We start from the raw sequence: 14,503 nt of genomic DNA, 5'->3' as shown, positions 1-14,503 counted from the left end.
TTATGCAATTAGAATTAACTTTTATCTAAAATACCGAAGGTTACCGCTTGCCGGCCGGCAAGTTAAAATATCCGGTAAAAACCTCTTCCGCAGGGCCTGCCATATAAATACCGTCCGCAAGCTCACCCGATATTTTTAGTATTCCGCCGTAAAGGTTCACATTTAAACTACCATGGCTTATTTTATTTGTCTTTCTCATAACGGAATACACGGCGCAAGCGCCAGTCCCGCATGCTAAAGTCTCTCCCGAACCCCTTTCCCATGTTCTAACCAGCACATTGTTATCGTCTAAAACCTGAACAAATTCTACATTTGTCCTTTTTGGAAACATTGGGTTGTTTTCTATTAAGGGTCCGTAAAAATGAACATCGAAATCTTTTACATCGTCAATAAATATTACGCAATGGGGATTACCCATAGAAACGCAGGAAACCGTGAAATCCTTTCCTTTAACGTTTAATTTTTCCTCGACTATTTCGGAATTTCTAAAATTGGCAGGAATTTTAGAGGTCTCGAAAGCCGGAAGCCCCATAAATACCCTCGCCTCTTTTACTTTGCCGTCCTTTAAAAACACCTCGACGGTTTTAATCCCTGCAAGGGTTTCTATATCTATGACCCTTTTATCCGTAAGGCGATGGTCATAAACATACTTGGCAAAGCATCTTATCCCGTTTCCGCACATCTCGCCTTCGGAACCGTCGGCGTTAAACATACGCATGCGAAAATCCGCTTTGACTTCGGAAACGTTAGATGCGGTGGATGCAGGCAAAATAACTATGATGCCGTCCGAACCTGCGCCAAAATGCCTATCGCTTATTTTGACGGCCAATTCTTTATAAAAATCCGTGTCATCCGCAACACAGCCGGGCAAATCGTTTACGGCATCCAAATACAGATAATCGTTGCCTGCCCCCTGGAGCTTGGTAAATTTGATATTCATTCTTAAATTATCCTCTGCCTGTATTTATCAATCTTGAATTTTATGCCTTTTTAATATGGTTTTTAAGGATGTATTTCCCCGGGTGGTAAAGCTATGAGCAATAACGATTCCATGTTTTATCACGACATCGAGCTTTTCCTCATACTTCCTCGTCGAACTTTTAAGTATCTCGTTGCCCAAATGCACATACTTATGGTAATAAAATCTGTATTTATATGTAACCTCGCCAGGGGTCAGCGGGTTTTTTTCCATGGCATAAGGAGGTCCGAATATGGAGATAATCTGGGATTCGGTTGTCGTCCCGTTAATAATTTTATTTACATTGGTTGATATTATCGGCTTACCCTGAATATTTCTTGTCGTAGCGCAGCCGGTTAAGGTAAAAACGGATAAAAGCAGAACCGATAAAAGCAGAAAGGCTCTTTTTGTCATTTTAAATACCTCCGAAAACCGAAAATTTTCCTTAAAAATTATATTTATTAATTTTTCTTAATTTCAAATATTTTCAATTTTAACATAAGCAGGAATATTAATTCAACTTTAACCCTCCCGCTCATCTCACTTTCTAAGCCTGGGGTCAACCAAAGCATAGGCTATATCCGCCATTAGATTGCCAAGAAGGGTAAGAATCGCTCCTATGACTAAAATACCCATTATTGTGGGATAGTCTCGGGCGAGAACGCTCTGATAAAATAACCTGCCCATGCCGTTTATATCGAATATCGTTTCTATTATGACGCTTCCGCCAATAAGTCCCGGAACGCTTAATCCTAATATAGTTATAAATGGAATGAGCGCATTTTTTAAGGCATGCTTGTAAATGACCACCCATTCCTTTAATCCCTTTGCTCTTGCAGTCATGATATAATCCTGTCTGTACACTTCAAGCATGTTTCCCCTTAAATACCTCGAAAGCCCTGCAATACCGCCGAATCCTGCAACAAAAACCGGCATAACCAGATGTTTCCCGATATCGATAATCTTCCCCCCCAATGAAAGAGAGTTATAACCGATGGATGTTATCCCTCCTATCGGCAAAATACGCAAATCTATCCCAAAAAATATTATTAATAGCAGCGCCACCCAAAAAGAGGGGGCGGCGAAGCCTATAAAAACTAAAACAGTAGATATTTTATCAAATAATGAATTCTGTTTCACCGCGGATAACACCCCTATCGGTATAGAAAATATAAAGATAAATATTATCGCAAGCGTGTTAATGATAATCGTAATCCCTATTGTTCTTTTGATTTCAGTTATAACAGGTTCGTGATTCGCCGTAAACGATAATCCGAAATTAAAAGTGGCTATTCTTTTTAACCATTCTGCATATTGCATTAAAAGCGGCTTATTCAAGCCGTACAGTTTTTCGAGCTGAGTCCTTGCAGACATAGATACCTTGGGATTTAATCCCAGCTGCTCCGTTAAGGGATTACCCGGCGCAAGGTGAATGACAAAGAAGGATATCAGCGTGATTCCGATTAAAATCGGGATCATAAATAAAAATCTTTTAAAAATGTAAATGCCCATAATAAAATAGCTTATAGTTTTTTATTTTCGTTTATTATACAATATAACGAGTGTATTTTAAAACAATATAACGCGGCTTAATATACATCGCCGGCAAATAAAATTATTCGGCATATTTTGCTTATACGCATATTTTATGAAAGAACTTATTAATGCTTTTAAAAATAACAAACTGGCGTTAATTTCTCTTGCATTTATTTTAATCGTGATTTTAGCCGCAATATTTGCTCCCTATATTGCTCCATACAACCCCGATAAAATAAATGTAAACTCGATTTTACTTCCGCCAAGTTTTGCCCATCCTTTGGGAACGGACCAGCTTGGAAGAGATGTACTGTCAAGGCTTATTTACGGCAGCAGGATTTCGATAGAGGTTGGATTTATCGCGGTTTCCATTTCTTTGTTTATCGGAATTATTGTCGGTTCGTATGCAGGCTATTACGGCGGCATAATCGACAGCATTTTAATGCGGTTTGTCGATATTATGCTGACATTTCCGTCTTTCTTTTTAATCCTTGCTATCAGCGCAATATTAAAACCCTCCATTATCAACATAATGATTATAATCGGGCTTACATCGTGGATGGGGGTTGCCAGAATTATAAGGGCCGAATTTGCTCAAAACAAAGAAAAGGATTACGCGTTGGCGTCAAAAGCCTCCGGGGCTTCGGCCGCCTATATAATGTTTTCTGAAATATTGCCGAACACTATTGCTCCTATTTTAGTCTCCGCAACATTAGGTATTGCGGCGGCAATATTGATTCAAGCCTCGCTTGCCTTCCTCGGAATAGGAATAATGCCGCCAACGCCGAGCTGGGGAGGAATGCTCTCGAGAGGTAAAACTTACATAATGATTGCGTGGTGGCTTACGCTTTTCCCCGGAATTGCAATTCTTTTAACGGTTCTAAGTTTTAACCTTATAGGAGAGGCGGTTAGGGATGCGTTAGACCCGAGATATTCCGGCGAAAAATAAAATGATAGAAAATGCACCGGGTTTTATTTAACTTTTAAAACTCGGGCAGGTTCCTTAAATCTTTTCCTAAGTCCATATAGAGTAATAACTCCATAATCTTTTGGGCGTGGTCGGCAAACCTTTCATATTTTCGCGCGATAAATATATAAGTTATATTGTTCTCCAATGCTTTTAAATTATTTAAAGAGTTATTTATAATATCGACGACGATTTTATGGGACAATACATCGATAACATTTTCGTCTTTTATGATAATGTCTTTCAGTCCTATGTTATCTTTTACCCCGTCGGAATACATCTTTATCGCCATCTTAAGCATTTCGTCGCCCCTTCTTGCAACATCCTCGAAATATGAATAAATGCACTTAAATTCCTCCGAAGACGAAGAACCATCCGTCAGCTTAAGCCCTATCTGGCAAATAGAAGCGCATAAATCTCCCATCCGTTCAAGGTCGGTTATTATTTTCATCGATGTAGTTATAAACATTAAATCGGCGGCTTCGGGCTGGTATAATGCCAGAAGTTTTATACAGTTTTCATTAATACCGACTTCCATCGAGTTTACTTTAAGGTCATTTTTAATAGTGTCTTCGGCAAGTTTTTTATCCCTTTCGAAAAGAAATATGGTAGCATTGTTGAGCTGATTATTAACAATCTCGCTCATTTCGACAACATTTTTTTTCAATTTTGCAAGCTCATTATCTAATACATTCACCGGCAATTCCTCTCCTTTATATATCAGGGACAGACTTAAGTCTGTCCCTGATATTATATTTATATTTTAACAAAAATTTATTATTTTTAATACCTGCTGGTTATAAAATTCTCCGTCCTTTTGTCCTTCGGCCTTGTAAAGAAATTGCCCGCTTCGTCAAATTCTATGAGTTCTCCGTCAAGAAAAAATCCGCTGTAATCGGAAATTCTGCCTGCCTGCTGAATATTATGGCTTACTATTATAATGGTATAATATTTTTTGAATGTCGTAATCAAATCTAATATAATGCTTGCCGAGGCAGGGTCTAAATAAGCGGTGGGTTCATCCATCAAAAGAATGGACGGGTTTGTCGCGATAGCCCTTGCAATACATAACCTTTGTTGCTGGCCGCCCGAAAGAGAAAAAGCCGACTTATGAAGTTTATCCTTTACCTCGTCGTAAAGACCAGCATATTTAAGACATTTCTCAACCCTTTCGGCAATAAACTCCCTATTTTTTATCCCGTGTATTTTTAATCCAAAAGCAATATTATCAAAAATAGATTTGGGAAACGGATTCGGGCTTTGAAAGACCATGCCGATATTTCTTCTTAACTCAACAACATCGACAGACTTATCGTATATATTTTTTCCGTCTATTAAAACCTCACCCGTTAATTTAGCCCCCTCGGTATAATCGTTCATTCTGTTTAAAGTTCTTAAAAAAGTCGATTTTCCGCATCCTGAAGGGCCAAGCAAGGTGCAAACCGAATTTCTTTTAAAATATAGATTAATATTTTTCAAAAGATGATAATTTCCGTAATAAAAATTTAGGTTTTTAACCTCGACTTTAATCTCGTTTTGTTCCGCCATATTAAGTTTTTGCCCCTTCTAAAAAAATCAAAAATTATTATAAAAATTTTCTCGTCAAATAGTTTATAAGCCTTAACCCCAAATCTATCGCAAAAATAAAAAAAAGCAGAACAACCGAAGCCGCTTCGGCTTTGATATGCAAAATTTTGGAAGGTTCGTGAATGTATATAAAAATCAGCATTGCCAGATCGCCCACAGCGCCGCCGGGACCGGTAATCCCCGTAGGCAAGCCTGTATTATAATAATTTGTAAATAAAAGCGGGGCCGTCTGTCCGATAATATTCATTATACCTAAAAGTATCCCCGTAAATATACCGCCTAATGCCGCTTTCATTATAACCGATTTTGTCGCCTGCCATTTTGTCGCGCCCATAGCCAGAGCCCCCTCTATATAACCTGCGGGAATCTGATTTATAGCCTGTTCGGTCAACAGGGCAATAATAGGAGTCATAATAAAACCAAGCGTAAGCCCGCCTGCAAGGGCAGAAAAACCAAAATGAAAACCTAAGCCGGCATTTGTGGAAAATACATAAAAACCCACAATACCCCAAACCACCGATGGAATTCCTATCATTAATTCGTTTAACAGCCTTAGAAAAGTATTTGTTCTTTTCTTTCCAAAAAGGGATAAATATAATCCGGAACCTATGCCGAGCGGAACGGCAAAAATGGAAGCAATAACTATAAGATAAACATCGCCTATAATTGCGTTTAATATTCCGCCCTGCGCTCCGATAGGAAAACCGGTGGGCAGAGTCGAAATAAATCTCCAGTTAAGGTATTTATGTCCTAAGGCGACCGCCTTATAAATAATGTGAAAAACCGGAAAGGCGCCTATAATGAAAGCCATTACCGCAAAAAATACCGCAATGCTATTATAAAATTTTTTTCTTTTAATATATCCCCTGTTTATAGGGAATACCGGCATTGGATCGTCATCCTTTTTAATATTTGCAAGTTCTGCCATAAAACCTCTTAATCAACCCCCGCCAAATTGCGACCTGTTAAACCTTCCGCCTATCACCTTGTTCAATATGTTCCTTCCGACTATATTAACTATGAGGCTGACGGCCAACAGTATCAGCGCAAGCTCAACCTCGGCGGATGCGTATATAGGGCTGATTACCGCAAAGGTAAAAGTATTGGCAAGAACGGCCGATATCGTATAGCCGACGCTAAACAAAGACTTTGGAACGATAGCCTGATTTCCTATCAGAAGCACGACGGCGATCGTTTCTCCCACCGCCCTACCGAAACCCAGTATTATTCCCCCATAAATCCCGTTCAATGCATAAGGCAGCGAAACATCTTTGATGACATCGAGCCTTGTAGCCCCCATAGCAAGCGCTCCGTCTTTTGCAATTTTAGGGACGGATGCTAAAGAGTCTTTCGTGATGGATGATATAATAGGTAAAATCATAAACGCCACGACAATGCTTGCCGCAAGTATTCCGTATCCGATATTCTCCTCGACCTTTAAAAACGGTATGCTCGAAAAATGTCTGTCAAAAAAGGGTTCGACGGATTCCCTCAGCCATGGAACTATGGTTAAAACACCCCATACGCCGAAAACAACGCTTGGTATCCCTGCCAGCATTTCTATGATTACGGTAAAAATTCCTCTTAAAAATAACGGGCAGTATTCCTGAAGAAATATACCTATGCCGAAACTAAAAGGTATGGCAAACAATAAAGCAAGAAATGTTACCATAAAAGTTCCGGCAAGAAAGGTGAGCGCGCCAAAAACCTCTTTTGGAGGATTCCACTCCTTAACCCATAAAAATGGAAAGCCGTACCTGATAATTGCGGGGTAGCTATAAAAAAGTATAACGGTAACCGCTATTAAAAAAACCGAAATAACGGATAACACAAAAATCGAAAGGATAAACTTATACAGGTCGTCTTTATATTTTAGATTAAACATCGGGATAAAAAACCTTCCTTTTTTCTAAGTTAATATTCCTTTATCAAATTTTGTCCGATTATAACATATCCGTTTAGGATTTTCATTAAAAAAATCTTTGTTTTTATTATTTTATCATTTCAATATTACGGTTTTATTACAGTTATGTTAAATTTTTATTACAATTAGCGAATTAGCGGCAAAGATTGTGGCGCGGAATTAAAAATATATCCCAAATTATGACAATATATATTATAATAGGTAAATGGATAAGCTAAAAAATATGCACAATGCGAACGATAAAAGAGCCGTCGTTCTTTTTAGCGGGGGACTCGATTCCGCCACTGTGCTGAAGATTGCAATAGATGAAGGCTTCGAGGTTATTCCCCTTACATTCTTTTACAACCAAAGACACAAGACCGAAATAGAACACGCGAAAAAGATAGTTAAATTTTTTAATTTAAAAAATCATGCCATCGTCAATTTAGATTTCGGTCAAATTAAAGGCTCGGCTTTAGTAGATTTGTCTATGGATGTGCCGAAAAACAGGATTAATAAGAGCGAACCTAAAAAAGCAGGCGGCAAAAATGATATTCCGATAACTTATGTTCCTGCAAGGAATACGATATTTTTGTCTTATGCCCTTGCCGTTGCGGAGGTTAACATGGCAGGCGACATTTTTATAGGGGCTAACTATATCGACTACAGCGGTTATCCCGATTGCAGACCTGGCTATTTAAGGGCTTTCGAAAAAATGGCAAATCTGGCTACTAAAGCATCGGTAACGGGTGAAATAAATTTTAAGATAAATGCGCCGCTCCTTAAATTAACCAAAAAAGATATAATTATCAGGGCTTTTGAAATCGGCGCGCCGCTTGAGCTGACCCATAGCTGTTATGACCCGATAGAAGGTCTGGCGTGCGGGGTGTGCGACTCCTGCATTTTAAGGAGAAGAGGATTCGAAGAGGCTGAAATTAAAGACCCAACCAAGTATTATAAATAAGGGGTAATCAATACTGAATGCAACGCTCTAATTTGTTTGTCATTCCGAAGGAAGCAGGAAAGTTTAGGATAAACTTCACATATCGGAGGCACGCGTTGAAAGGCGCACGCCGCCCTTGCGTGCCGGAGATGCCGAAGGAAGGGAGCAAAGCGTTAATCCAACAATGAGCCAATGCCAAATGACCTTATTATGTGAGTTCTGTCACCTCTTTTGCATTAAACACCATCGCCGACCTTACCCAGTTAAAACGGGATTTCATTTTATCGAAGTTAGCTCCGCTATCCTCGAACCTCGCCTTGCCTTTAAGCAAAAACCCTGCGCCTTTGCCCTGCAAGCCGGCAACATCTTTGGAAGCAAGTATCATTTGAACCTCGCTGCCCGCCTCAATATTCCTTTGCGTTTTTGTTAAATGGCCCGCTGGAATCAAAAGAGTGCTATTATCTAAAACCTCGATATAACTGTTCCATGTTGCGGCCATATGAATTCCGTCCGTTCCATTCGTCGCAAAACTTGCCGGTCCTTCGTGTTTAAGAATTTCGATGATTTTGTCGTTAATCATAAAAAAATGCCTCCCTATGCAATTTTAATTTTTTTATTTTATACCAATGTATATATTATATCAATATCAAGAATATTAACAGAATATTTATACTTTGATTATAATCCCAAATCCCGATTTAGAAAATATTTATATATTCCAATGCTAAGTAAATATGGATTCCTGCTTTCGCAGGAATGACACCCAACGGGTGAAACGATAAATCCTCTCAAAGTCATTCCCGCGAAAGCGGGAATCCAGAAAATAAATTTCTAAATCGGGATTTGGGATAATGTATATTAAATTTTTTGTTTGATTTTTAAAATAATCGGGATGTATAATAAAAACAATATGGTATTTTATGTTTATTTATTATTTAATATAATTTGGCAAGTTTAATGTGAAATTTATTTTTATTAATTTTTTATGGAGGATTAATTTATGGGAAGTAAATCTCATGATTTAGCGAGGAGAAAAGGCTTAAGGGTTATTTATGACAGCGGGGCGTTTACCCTTATCGAATTAGTTATGGTCATTTTGCTGATAGGCATTCTGGCGGCTGTCGTCCTGCCTAAGTTCGTAAATTTAACGGGCTCGGCAAACAAGGCGGCTTCGCAGGGCGTAGTCGGTTCGCTGGGCGAAGGGTTGACGACACAGCTTTCAAAGAATTTGGTGAATAACGATTTAAGCACCTATTTAACCGTGGCTCAGGGAACGGGAGTAATAACGTTTAAGTTAACCGCTCCTACTACGACAACGTCCGGAACAAATCCGTATGAAAATCCATTTTTGTTATTGCCTAATTATTCGGCTTCGACTACCGCAGGCGCGGGAACTGGAACCGTTTATAATTCCGGAGGTTCCGGTAAACCGCCCGCAACGGCTCCGGGAAATTCATGGTGGTTGAATTTTGCACAAGGGAAAATTTCCTCAAAAGGAAACGGCGGCACGCCGGTAACCGTAACGCCAACGTGCGATAATGGCGCCACCCCCGTTGATATTACGGTACCCATAAACGAATACATCACCCCGCTGGGCAATATCGACTACGTTTATTCTAACGGTTATACTGAAGACAGCTATTTTTATTACGCGGTAACCGACGCAAACGGCAATACCGACGGCTTCTATTTATATCCATGTCCGACAGGTACAGATTAAAAAATAAATAGAAAAAGGTGTCAGATTTATTCACTTCGGCTGGCATAAAAGCAATGCTTTTATATAAGCGCCAGCCTCCGTATTCTTACTCCCGCCTGCATTTGCGGGGGTAAGTTTTTTTGAGGAGTTTGCGGCAAACAAAAAGGAATATTTAATTTCCAAGAATTATTCCGCTTTGGACAGCTCTCCGAGGCCTATTTCTAAAGAAAGGGTTTTTATCAAAAACTTGCCGCCGTTTTTCTTATAATCCTGCTTTTGAAATTGGGTAAATTTTTTAGATTCGTTATTAATAAAGGATTCAACGGTTTTATTGTCGGATCGACTATTATGTATTCTTTTACGCCCGGCCTTTCATAAACCGCTTTTTTTCCGAACAGCGTCATAATCCTTGCTTGATGAAGAAAGTATTTCGATGACAAGGTCGGGGGCTCCGTCTATACCTCTTTCTTTCTCTTAAAATGGAACTGTTTTCTTTGGATACAAACACTATGTCTGGCTGATATGCATTTTTATCGTCTAAATACACATCTATGGGAGACGGATAACATAGCCCGAATTATTTTTTTTAACATGATTATAGACTGAATCCGCTAAACTCATAAGCAGGGCTTGGTGAAGCCGTTTTGGCGACGGACTCATTATTAAATCTCCTTCGATAAGTTGATAAGGGGCTCCCTCAGGCAGGTTAAAATAATTTGATGCCGAGTATGATTTATCTTTAAGACTTTCGTTATCAAAATTTCTAAGTATTTGGGTCATATTTTTTATTAAGCTTTAAAATCGGACATTTTTATATCGTTAAAATTCAGCAGGTCCATATAATCCCATTCCTTATAAGCCATGGCGTAAATATTTTTGTCCGTTAATTCTTTTACGGCTTTATTGTTTAAGCTTAGGGAGGCAAATATGGAAATAATTTGCTTGTCTTTATATTCAGGGAACAGCTCTTTAAACCCCTTTATATTTTCAATAAAATCATTTAAATATTCCCTGTAAAAAGAGGATTTTACCTCGAATAAAAACAGCTTGCCTTCATCCGCTATCACAAGATCGAACTCCCCCTCTCTACCGTCAATTTTTCTGTGAAGTCTCGGCATCGAAGTGGTGGCTTTAGAATTAAAATATCTTTTTATCAAAGGTATTGCGGAAGGCAGGACTATATCTTCCACAAGGGTTCCAAACTTATTCGCAAGGTCGCCCCACTGCTTATTCATATTCCTGCGGTCTTTTATCGTTTCTTTTTTAAATTCGGACATCTCGTCCTTAAATTCGGACATCTCGTCTTTAAATTCGGACATCTCTTCCTTGAATTCGGACATTTCGTTATGAAAATTATTTATATTTTTTGTCAAGTTATCGACATTTATCGTAAGTTTATATAAGGCATCTTCTATAAGATTAATCCTTTCGTTAGTATCTACCTGCATTGCAAACCTCTAAGATATTTTTATTATTCTTGCAAATTAAAGTTTTAAAAGCACAGTATTATTATATCATATATTCTGCATTGATATAATTCCATTTCCGTTTCGGCTTATAATTTTTCCACATTTATTCCGGCTTTTTTAAGAGAGGCGTATGTTTTTATTTTCATCAGCCGTATATATAAATCTTCAAAATCCTTCTGTTCTTTTATTCTTTTAGATATTTCCTTCATAATTTGTTTATAGCTTTTTTGTTTTCTTCGAAGCTTCTTTTGCTTTGATTTAAAAAGAGAAAAAATATTAAAATTGTTTTTCATTTTCACGATAAATCCCTCCCTTTCTTTTTTGATTCAGGTTTAGTTTAATTTTAATTTGATTTAATTTATTTAAATCCACTATACCATATTTATGTTACAGGATTATGACGGAATTGTGTCAATTTCATGAAATTTTTGTGAAATTTTAATGAAATTACAAGCAGAGAATAAATAAAATGGAAGAACTTAGAAACAGCGGGATTAATTGTTAATTGTTGAATTAAAGTATTGTAGGGTGCTTAAACGCAGTATCGTCTTTATAGGGATAGTCAATATTGTAGTGTGTTCCTCTTGATTCTTTTCTTAGGCTTGCGGATGTGATTATAAGGTTTGCAACCTCGGCTATGTTTCTTAATTCCAATAAATCGGGAGATATTTTAAAATTCCAGTAATATTCCTTGATTTCGGCTATGAGGTTGTCTATTCTTCTTTTTGCCCTCTCAAGTCTTTTGTTTGAACGGACAATACCCACATAGTTCCACATAGCGCGCCGGAGTTCATCCCAGTTATGCGTTATAACTATCAGCTCGTCCGCTACCTCCAGCCCAAAATCTTTCCACTCGGGCAGTGTAACAGGCTCACCGCTATGTATATTCATGCCCGAAACCGCTCCTGCCTTGCCCTTACCAAACCCCTTGTCTTTTTTAAACATCGGGACTGTTGCCTCATAAGCCTTTTTTGCAAAAACGCATCCCTCGAGAAGCGAATTGCTTGCAAGCCTGTTTGCCCCGTGAAGACCGGTGCAGGCTACCTCGCCAATTGCATATAAATTGTCTATCGATGTAAGCCCCTTTTTGTCGGTCAACACCCCCCCGCAAAGATAATGGGCGGCAGGAACGACCGGAATCCATTTCTTTGACATATCTATGCCGAAACTTAAAGTGGTTTTAAATATATCGGGAAACCTTTTCTCTAAAAATTCCCTGCTTTTGTGACTCATATCGAGATAGACGCAATCATCCCCCGTTCTTTTTAATTCGAAGTCAATCGTCCTTGCCACAATATCCCTCGGGGCTAAGCTCTTTAAAGGGTGAACCTTATCCATAAAGGGCGTTCCGTCTTTTAGCCTCAAAACCCCGCCCTCTCCCCTTAAGGCCTCGGATATCAGGAAAGATTTAGCCTCAGGGTGATATAGTATGGTTGGATGAAACTGATAAAACTCCATATTGGCAATATTCGCGCCTGCCCTTTTTGCCATTGCAACACCGTCGCCGGTGGATATATCGGGATTAGATGTATATAGAAAAACCTTTCCCGCGCCGCCCGTTGCCAAAACGACAACATCCGCGCTTACCGTTATAACCTTATTGATATTTTTATTTAAAAAATACGCCCCCAAAATCCTATTTTTCTTCTCTCTCTCGGCTTTAAGCTTATGCGTCGTTATCAAATCTACCCCGATATGATTCTCAAATATTTTTATATTAGGTTTTTTCCTCGATGTATCGACTAATGCCCTTTCTATCTCCCTTCCGGTGATGTCCCCCGCGTGAAGGACCCTTCTTTCGGAATGCCCGCCTTCTCGTCCTAAATCAAATTCCTCATTGTTTTCTTTGTGTTTCGCAAAATTAACCCCCCAGTCTAAAAGGTCGCGTACGACACCCGGCCCCTCTTCCACCACCATTCTGACGACATCCTCGTCGCATAAACCGTCGCCTGCGGCTAATGTATCTTTTACATGCTTTTCATAAGAATCTTTGGTAAGATTCATAACGGCGGCAAGCCCCCCCTGAGCGTAATTTGTGTTGGATTCCGCTTCCTCTTTTTTTGTAAATATGCCGACGGAAACCGTTTCGCCGAATCTATTTGCAAGAGAAAGACCCGCTATTCCAGAACCTATAATTAGAACATTAAAATGTGTCACGGCGTGTTAAAATCCCACTTTAAAACAGCTCTCCCGTTCACTCCCGTAATGATTAGTTTAATCCATTTGGTAGCGGGGCTTATTAATAACTTTTTATTTTTTTTATTATAATATCTTGGAAATTTAATTATATATTGCTTTGACCAGTCGGTAACATAGGGAAAAAATGTCTTTAAAAATACTCTTTTTTGCTGTGCAGGCCTTATACTGAACGGTAATACGCTTTCTCCCTTATTATTTATCAAATAGACTAACCATATCGAACGAATAGAATCTAAATTGTTATAATCTTTCTGGGGAGTATAAACGGAAACAAAAAAGCCGATATGCCTGTTAAGATTTGAATATGACTTATTAAGTTTTTCCTTAAAGGCTTTTTGGGTTAACATGTAATATTTTGCATACTCCATCGCGTAGGCATACCTGAACGGGGCATTAAAGAATGTGGCCCTGAGGAACATTACGGTATTGAACCTGTTATAAATGTCCGCTTTTCTTGTCCATTTCTTTAAAGACGCCTTATAGCTGAATTTACCCGGAAGAACTCGGCTGTTATACATGTATGGTTTAGATAACGGGGCAAAAGAGCACCCTGAAAAATCGAGGGATGAAATTAACACAAGCAGAATTAAAATAAAAAAAGCCGCGGGCAAGTTATGTCTGTTTTGGCTTTCTCTAATCATGGCTTATTAATAAATTAACTGAATTTAACAATTTTATTCGATATCGCTTCTTAAGAATATAGAATGAAGCATAACACCGTTTTCTTTTAAGTTCTCTTTTCCGCCCTCATTTCTATCGACTATGCATAAAGCATCGGTAATTTTATAACCTTCGTCCCTTGCGCTTTTCACGGCCTTTAGAATGGAACCTCCCGTAGTAACAACATCTTCTATAATGAGGATATTGAAATCTTTAGACAAAAATTGCACCGGTTCGATAAGGTTCCCTTTGCCGTAATCCTTTTTTTCTTTTCTGATAACGACCGATTTTAAAGGATTATTATCTAAAAAACCGGCAATAATCGTCGAGGACACAAGCGGCAAGCCTCCTATCGGAACGCCGGCAACAACCGAAAATTTTAAATCCGGATGACTTTTAATGTATTCGTAAAGCAGTTTGCCGATGTGATATAAGTATTTGCCGTCAAAGGAAATTCTTCTTAAATCGATATAAAAATTGCTTTTTTTACCTGAAGCTAATGTAAACTCCTTCTTTTCGTAACAAAGGGACTTTATCGCCGTTAAAATTTTTTCTTTTATGTTTTCCATAAACTTACACGGC

At 38.6% G+C, this 14,503-nt stretch carries 18 protein-coding genes; 3 read left to right on the top strand and 15 right to left on the bottom strand.

The genetic code is table 11. The features are described from left to right. Nucleotides 1–40 precede the first annotated feature (40 nt). The 3 genes from EVJ47_04630 to EVJ47_04620 form a co-directional block, all read right to left on the bottom strand. Nucleotides 41–934, bottom strand: coding sequence for a diaminopimelate epimerase (locus EVJ47_04630; GenBank protein ID RZD14698.1), 894 nt, complete (start codon nt 932–934; stop codon nt 41–43). Between the two features lie 33 nt (nt 935–967). Beyond that, entirely contained in the window at nt 968–1,372 is a 405-nt protein-coding gene (locus EVJ47_04625) for a hypothetical protein (GenBank protein RZD14457.1), read from the bottom strand. Between the two features lie 126 nt (nt 1,373–1,498). Beyond that, a complete protein-coding gene (locus tag EVJ47_04620) occupies nt 1,499–2,470 on the bottom strand; it encodes an ABC transporter permease (protein ID RZD14456.1) in 972 nt (323 codons plus the stop codon). A 136-nt stretch (nt 2,471–2,606) separates the two neighbouring features. Between EVJ47_04620 and EVJ47_04615 the strand changes: the two genes are divergently transcribed. Continuing rightward, nucleotides 2,607–3,443, top strand: coding sequence for an ABC transporter permease (locus EVJ47_04615; GenBank protein ID RZD14455.1), 837 nt, complete (start codon nt 2,607–2,609; stop codon nt 3,441–3,443). 34 nt (nt 3,444–3,477) lie between these two features. Here the strand turns inward: EVJ47_04615 and phoU are convergent, their stop codons facing one another. The 4 genes from phoU to pstC form a co-directional block, all read right to left on the bottom strand. Next, complete coding sequence (phoU, locus tag EVJ47_04610) at nt 3,478–4,158, bottom strand: phosphate signaling complex protein PhoU (protein ID RZD14454.1); 681 nt, start codon at nt 4,156–4,158, stop codon at nt 3,478–3,480. Nucleotides 4,159–4,244: 86 nt separating this feature from the next. Beyond that, on the bottom strand, nt 4,245–5,009 hold the full coding sequence (gene pstB / locus EVJ47_04605) for a phosphate ABC transporter ATP-binding protein (protein ID RZD14453.1): 765 nt from the start codon (nt 5,007–5,009) through the stop codon (nt 4,245–4,247). A gap of 37 nt (nt 5,010–5,046) precedes the next feature. Then, nucleotides 5,047–5,976 (bottom strand): phosphate ABC transporter permease PstA, encoded by a 930-nt coding sequence (pstA, locus tag EVJ47_04600; GenBank protein RZD14452.1) that lies wholly within the window; start codon nt 5,974–5,976, stop codon nt 5,047–5,049. Nucleotides 5,977–5,988: 12 nt separating this feature from the next. Then, a complete protein-coding gene (gene pstC, locus EVJ47_04595; GenBank protein ID RZD14451.1) occupies nt 5,989–6,933 on the bottom strand; it encodes a phosphate ABC transporter permease subunit PstC in 945 nt (314 codons plus the stop codon). 262 nt (nt 6,934–7,195) lie between these two features. Here pstC and queC point away from each other — a divergent pair, with 262 nt between their 5' ends. Next, nucleotides 7,196–7,915, top strand: coding sequence for a 7-cyano-7-deazaguanine synthase QueC (gene queC, locus EVJ47_04590; protein ID RZD14697.1), 720 nt, complete (start codon nt 7,196–7,198; stop codon nt 7,913–7,915). Between the two features lie 187 nt (nt 7,916–8,102). Here queC and EVJ47_04585 read toward each other — a convergent pair whose 3' ends face one another. Beyond that, nucleotides 8,103–8,474 (bottom strand): FMN-binding protein, encoded by a 372-nt coding sequence (locus EVJ47_04585; protein ID RZD14450.1) that lies wholly within the window; start codon nt 8,472–8,474, stop codon nt 8,103–8,105. Between the two features lie 420 nt (nt 8,475–8,894). Here EVJ47_04585 and EVJ47_04580 point away from each other — a divergent pair, with 420 nt between their 5' ends. Further along, nucleotides 8,895–9,614 (top strand): type II secretion system protein, encoded by a 720-nt coding sequence (locus EVJ47_04580; protein ID RZD14449.1) that lies wholly within the window; start codon nt 8,895–8,897, stop codon nt 9,612–9,614. 218 nt (nt 9,615–9,832) lie between these two features. On the opposite strand, the gene EVJ47_04575 is transcribed toward EVJ47_04580, so the two are convergent. The 7 genes from EVJ47_04575 to pyrE all read right to left on the bottom strand — a co-directional run bounded on the left by EVJ47_04575 (nt 9,833) and on the right by pyrE (nt 14,490). After that, a complete protein-coding gene (locus EVJ47_04575) occupies nt 9,833–10,033 on the bottom strand; it encodes a hypothetical protein (GenBank protein ID RZD14448.1) in 201 nt (66 codons plus the stop codon). Nucleotides 10,034–10,142: 109 nt separating this feature from the next. Next, entirely contained in the window at nt 10,143–10,373 is a 231-nt protein-coding gene (locus tag EVJ47_04570; GenBank protein ID RZD14447.1) for a hypothetical protein, read from the bottom strand. Nucleotides 10,374–10,381: 8 nt separating this feature from the next. Then, a complete protein-coding gene (locus tag EVJ47_04565) occupies nt 10,382–11,041 on the bottom strand; it encodes a hypothetical protein (GenBank protein RZD14446.1) in 660 nt (219 codons plus the stop codon). 107 nt (nt 11,042–11,148) lie between these two features. Then, nucleotides 11,149–11,355 carry a hypothetical protein gene (locus EVJ47_04560; protein ID RZD14445.1) on the bottom strand — a complete coding sequence of 69 codons (207 nt, stop codon included), beginning with the start codon at nt 11,353–11,355 and terminating at the stop codon, nt 11,149–11,151. Between the two features lie 220 nt (nt 11,356–11,575). After that, nucleotides 11,576–13,219, bottom strand: coding sequence for an L-aspartate oxidase (locus EVJ47_04555; GenBank protein RZD14444.1), 1,644 nt, complete (start codon nt 13,217–13,219; stop codon nt 11,576–11,578). Then, entirely contained in the window at nt 13,216–13,779 is a 564-nt protein-coding gene (locus EVJ47_04550; protein RZD14443.1) for a hypothetical protein, read from the bottom strand. The genes EVJ47_04555 and EVJ47_04550 overlap by 4 nt, the downstream gene beginning before the upstream one ends. Nucleotides 13,780–13,935: 156 nt before the next feature. After that, nucleotides 13,936–14,490, bottom strand: a complete 555-nt coding sequence (gene pyrE, locus EVJ47_04545) for an orotate phosphoribosyltransferase (GenBank protein ID RZD14442.1) — start codon at nt 14,488–14,490, stop codon at nt 13,936–13,938. Nucleotides 14,491–14,503: the final 13 nt, after the last annotated feature.

The organism is Candidatus Acidulodesulfobacterium ferriphilum, from assembly GCA_004195035.1.
Taxonomy (GTDB): Bacteria; SZUA-79; SZUA-79; order Acidulodesulfobacterales; family Acidulodesulfobacteraceae; genus Acidulodesulfobacterium; species Acidulodesulfobacterium ferriphilum.
This window is presented reverse-complemented; position numbering and strand designations above follow the sequence as displayed.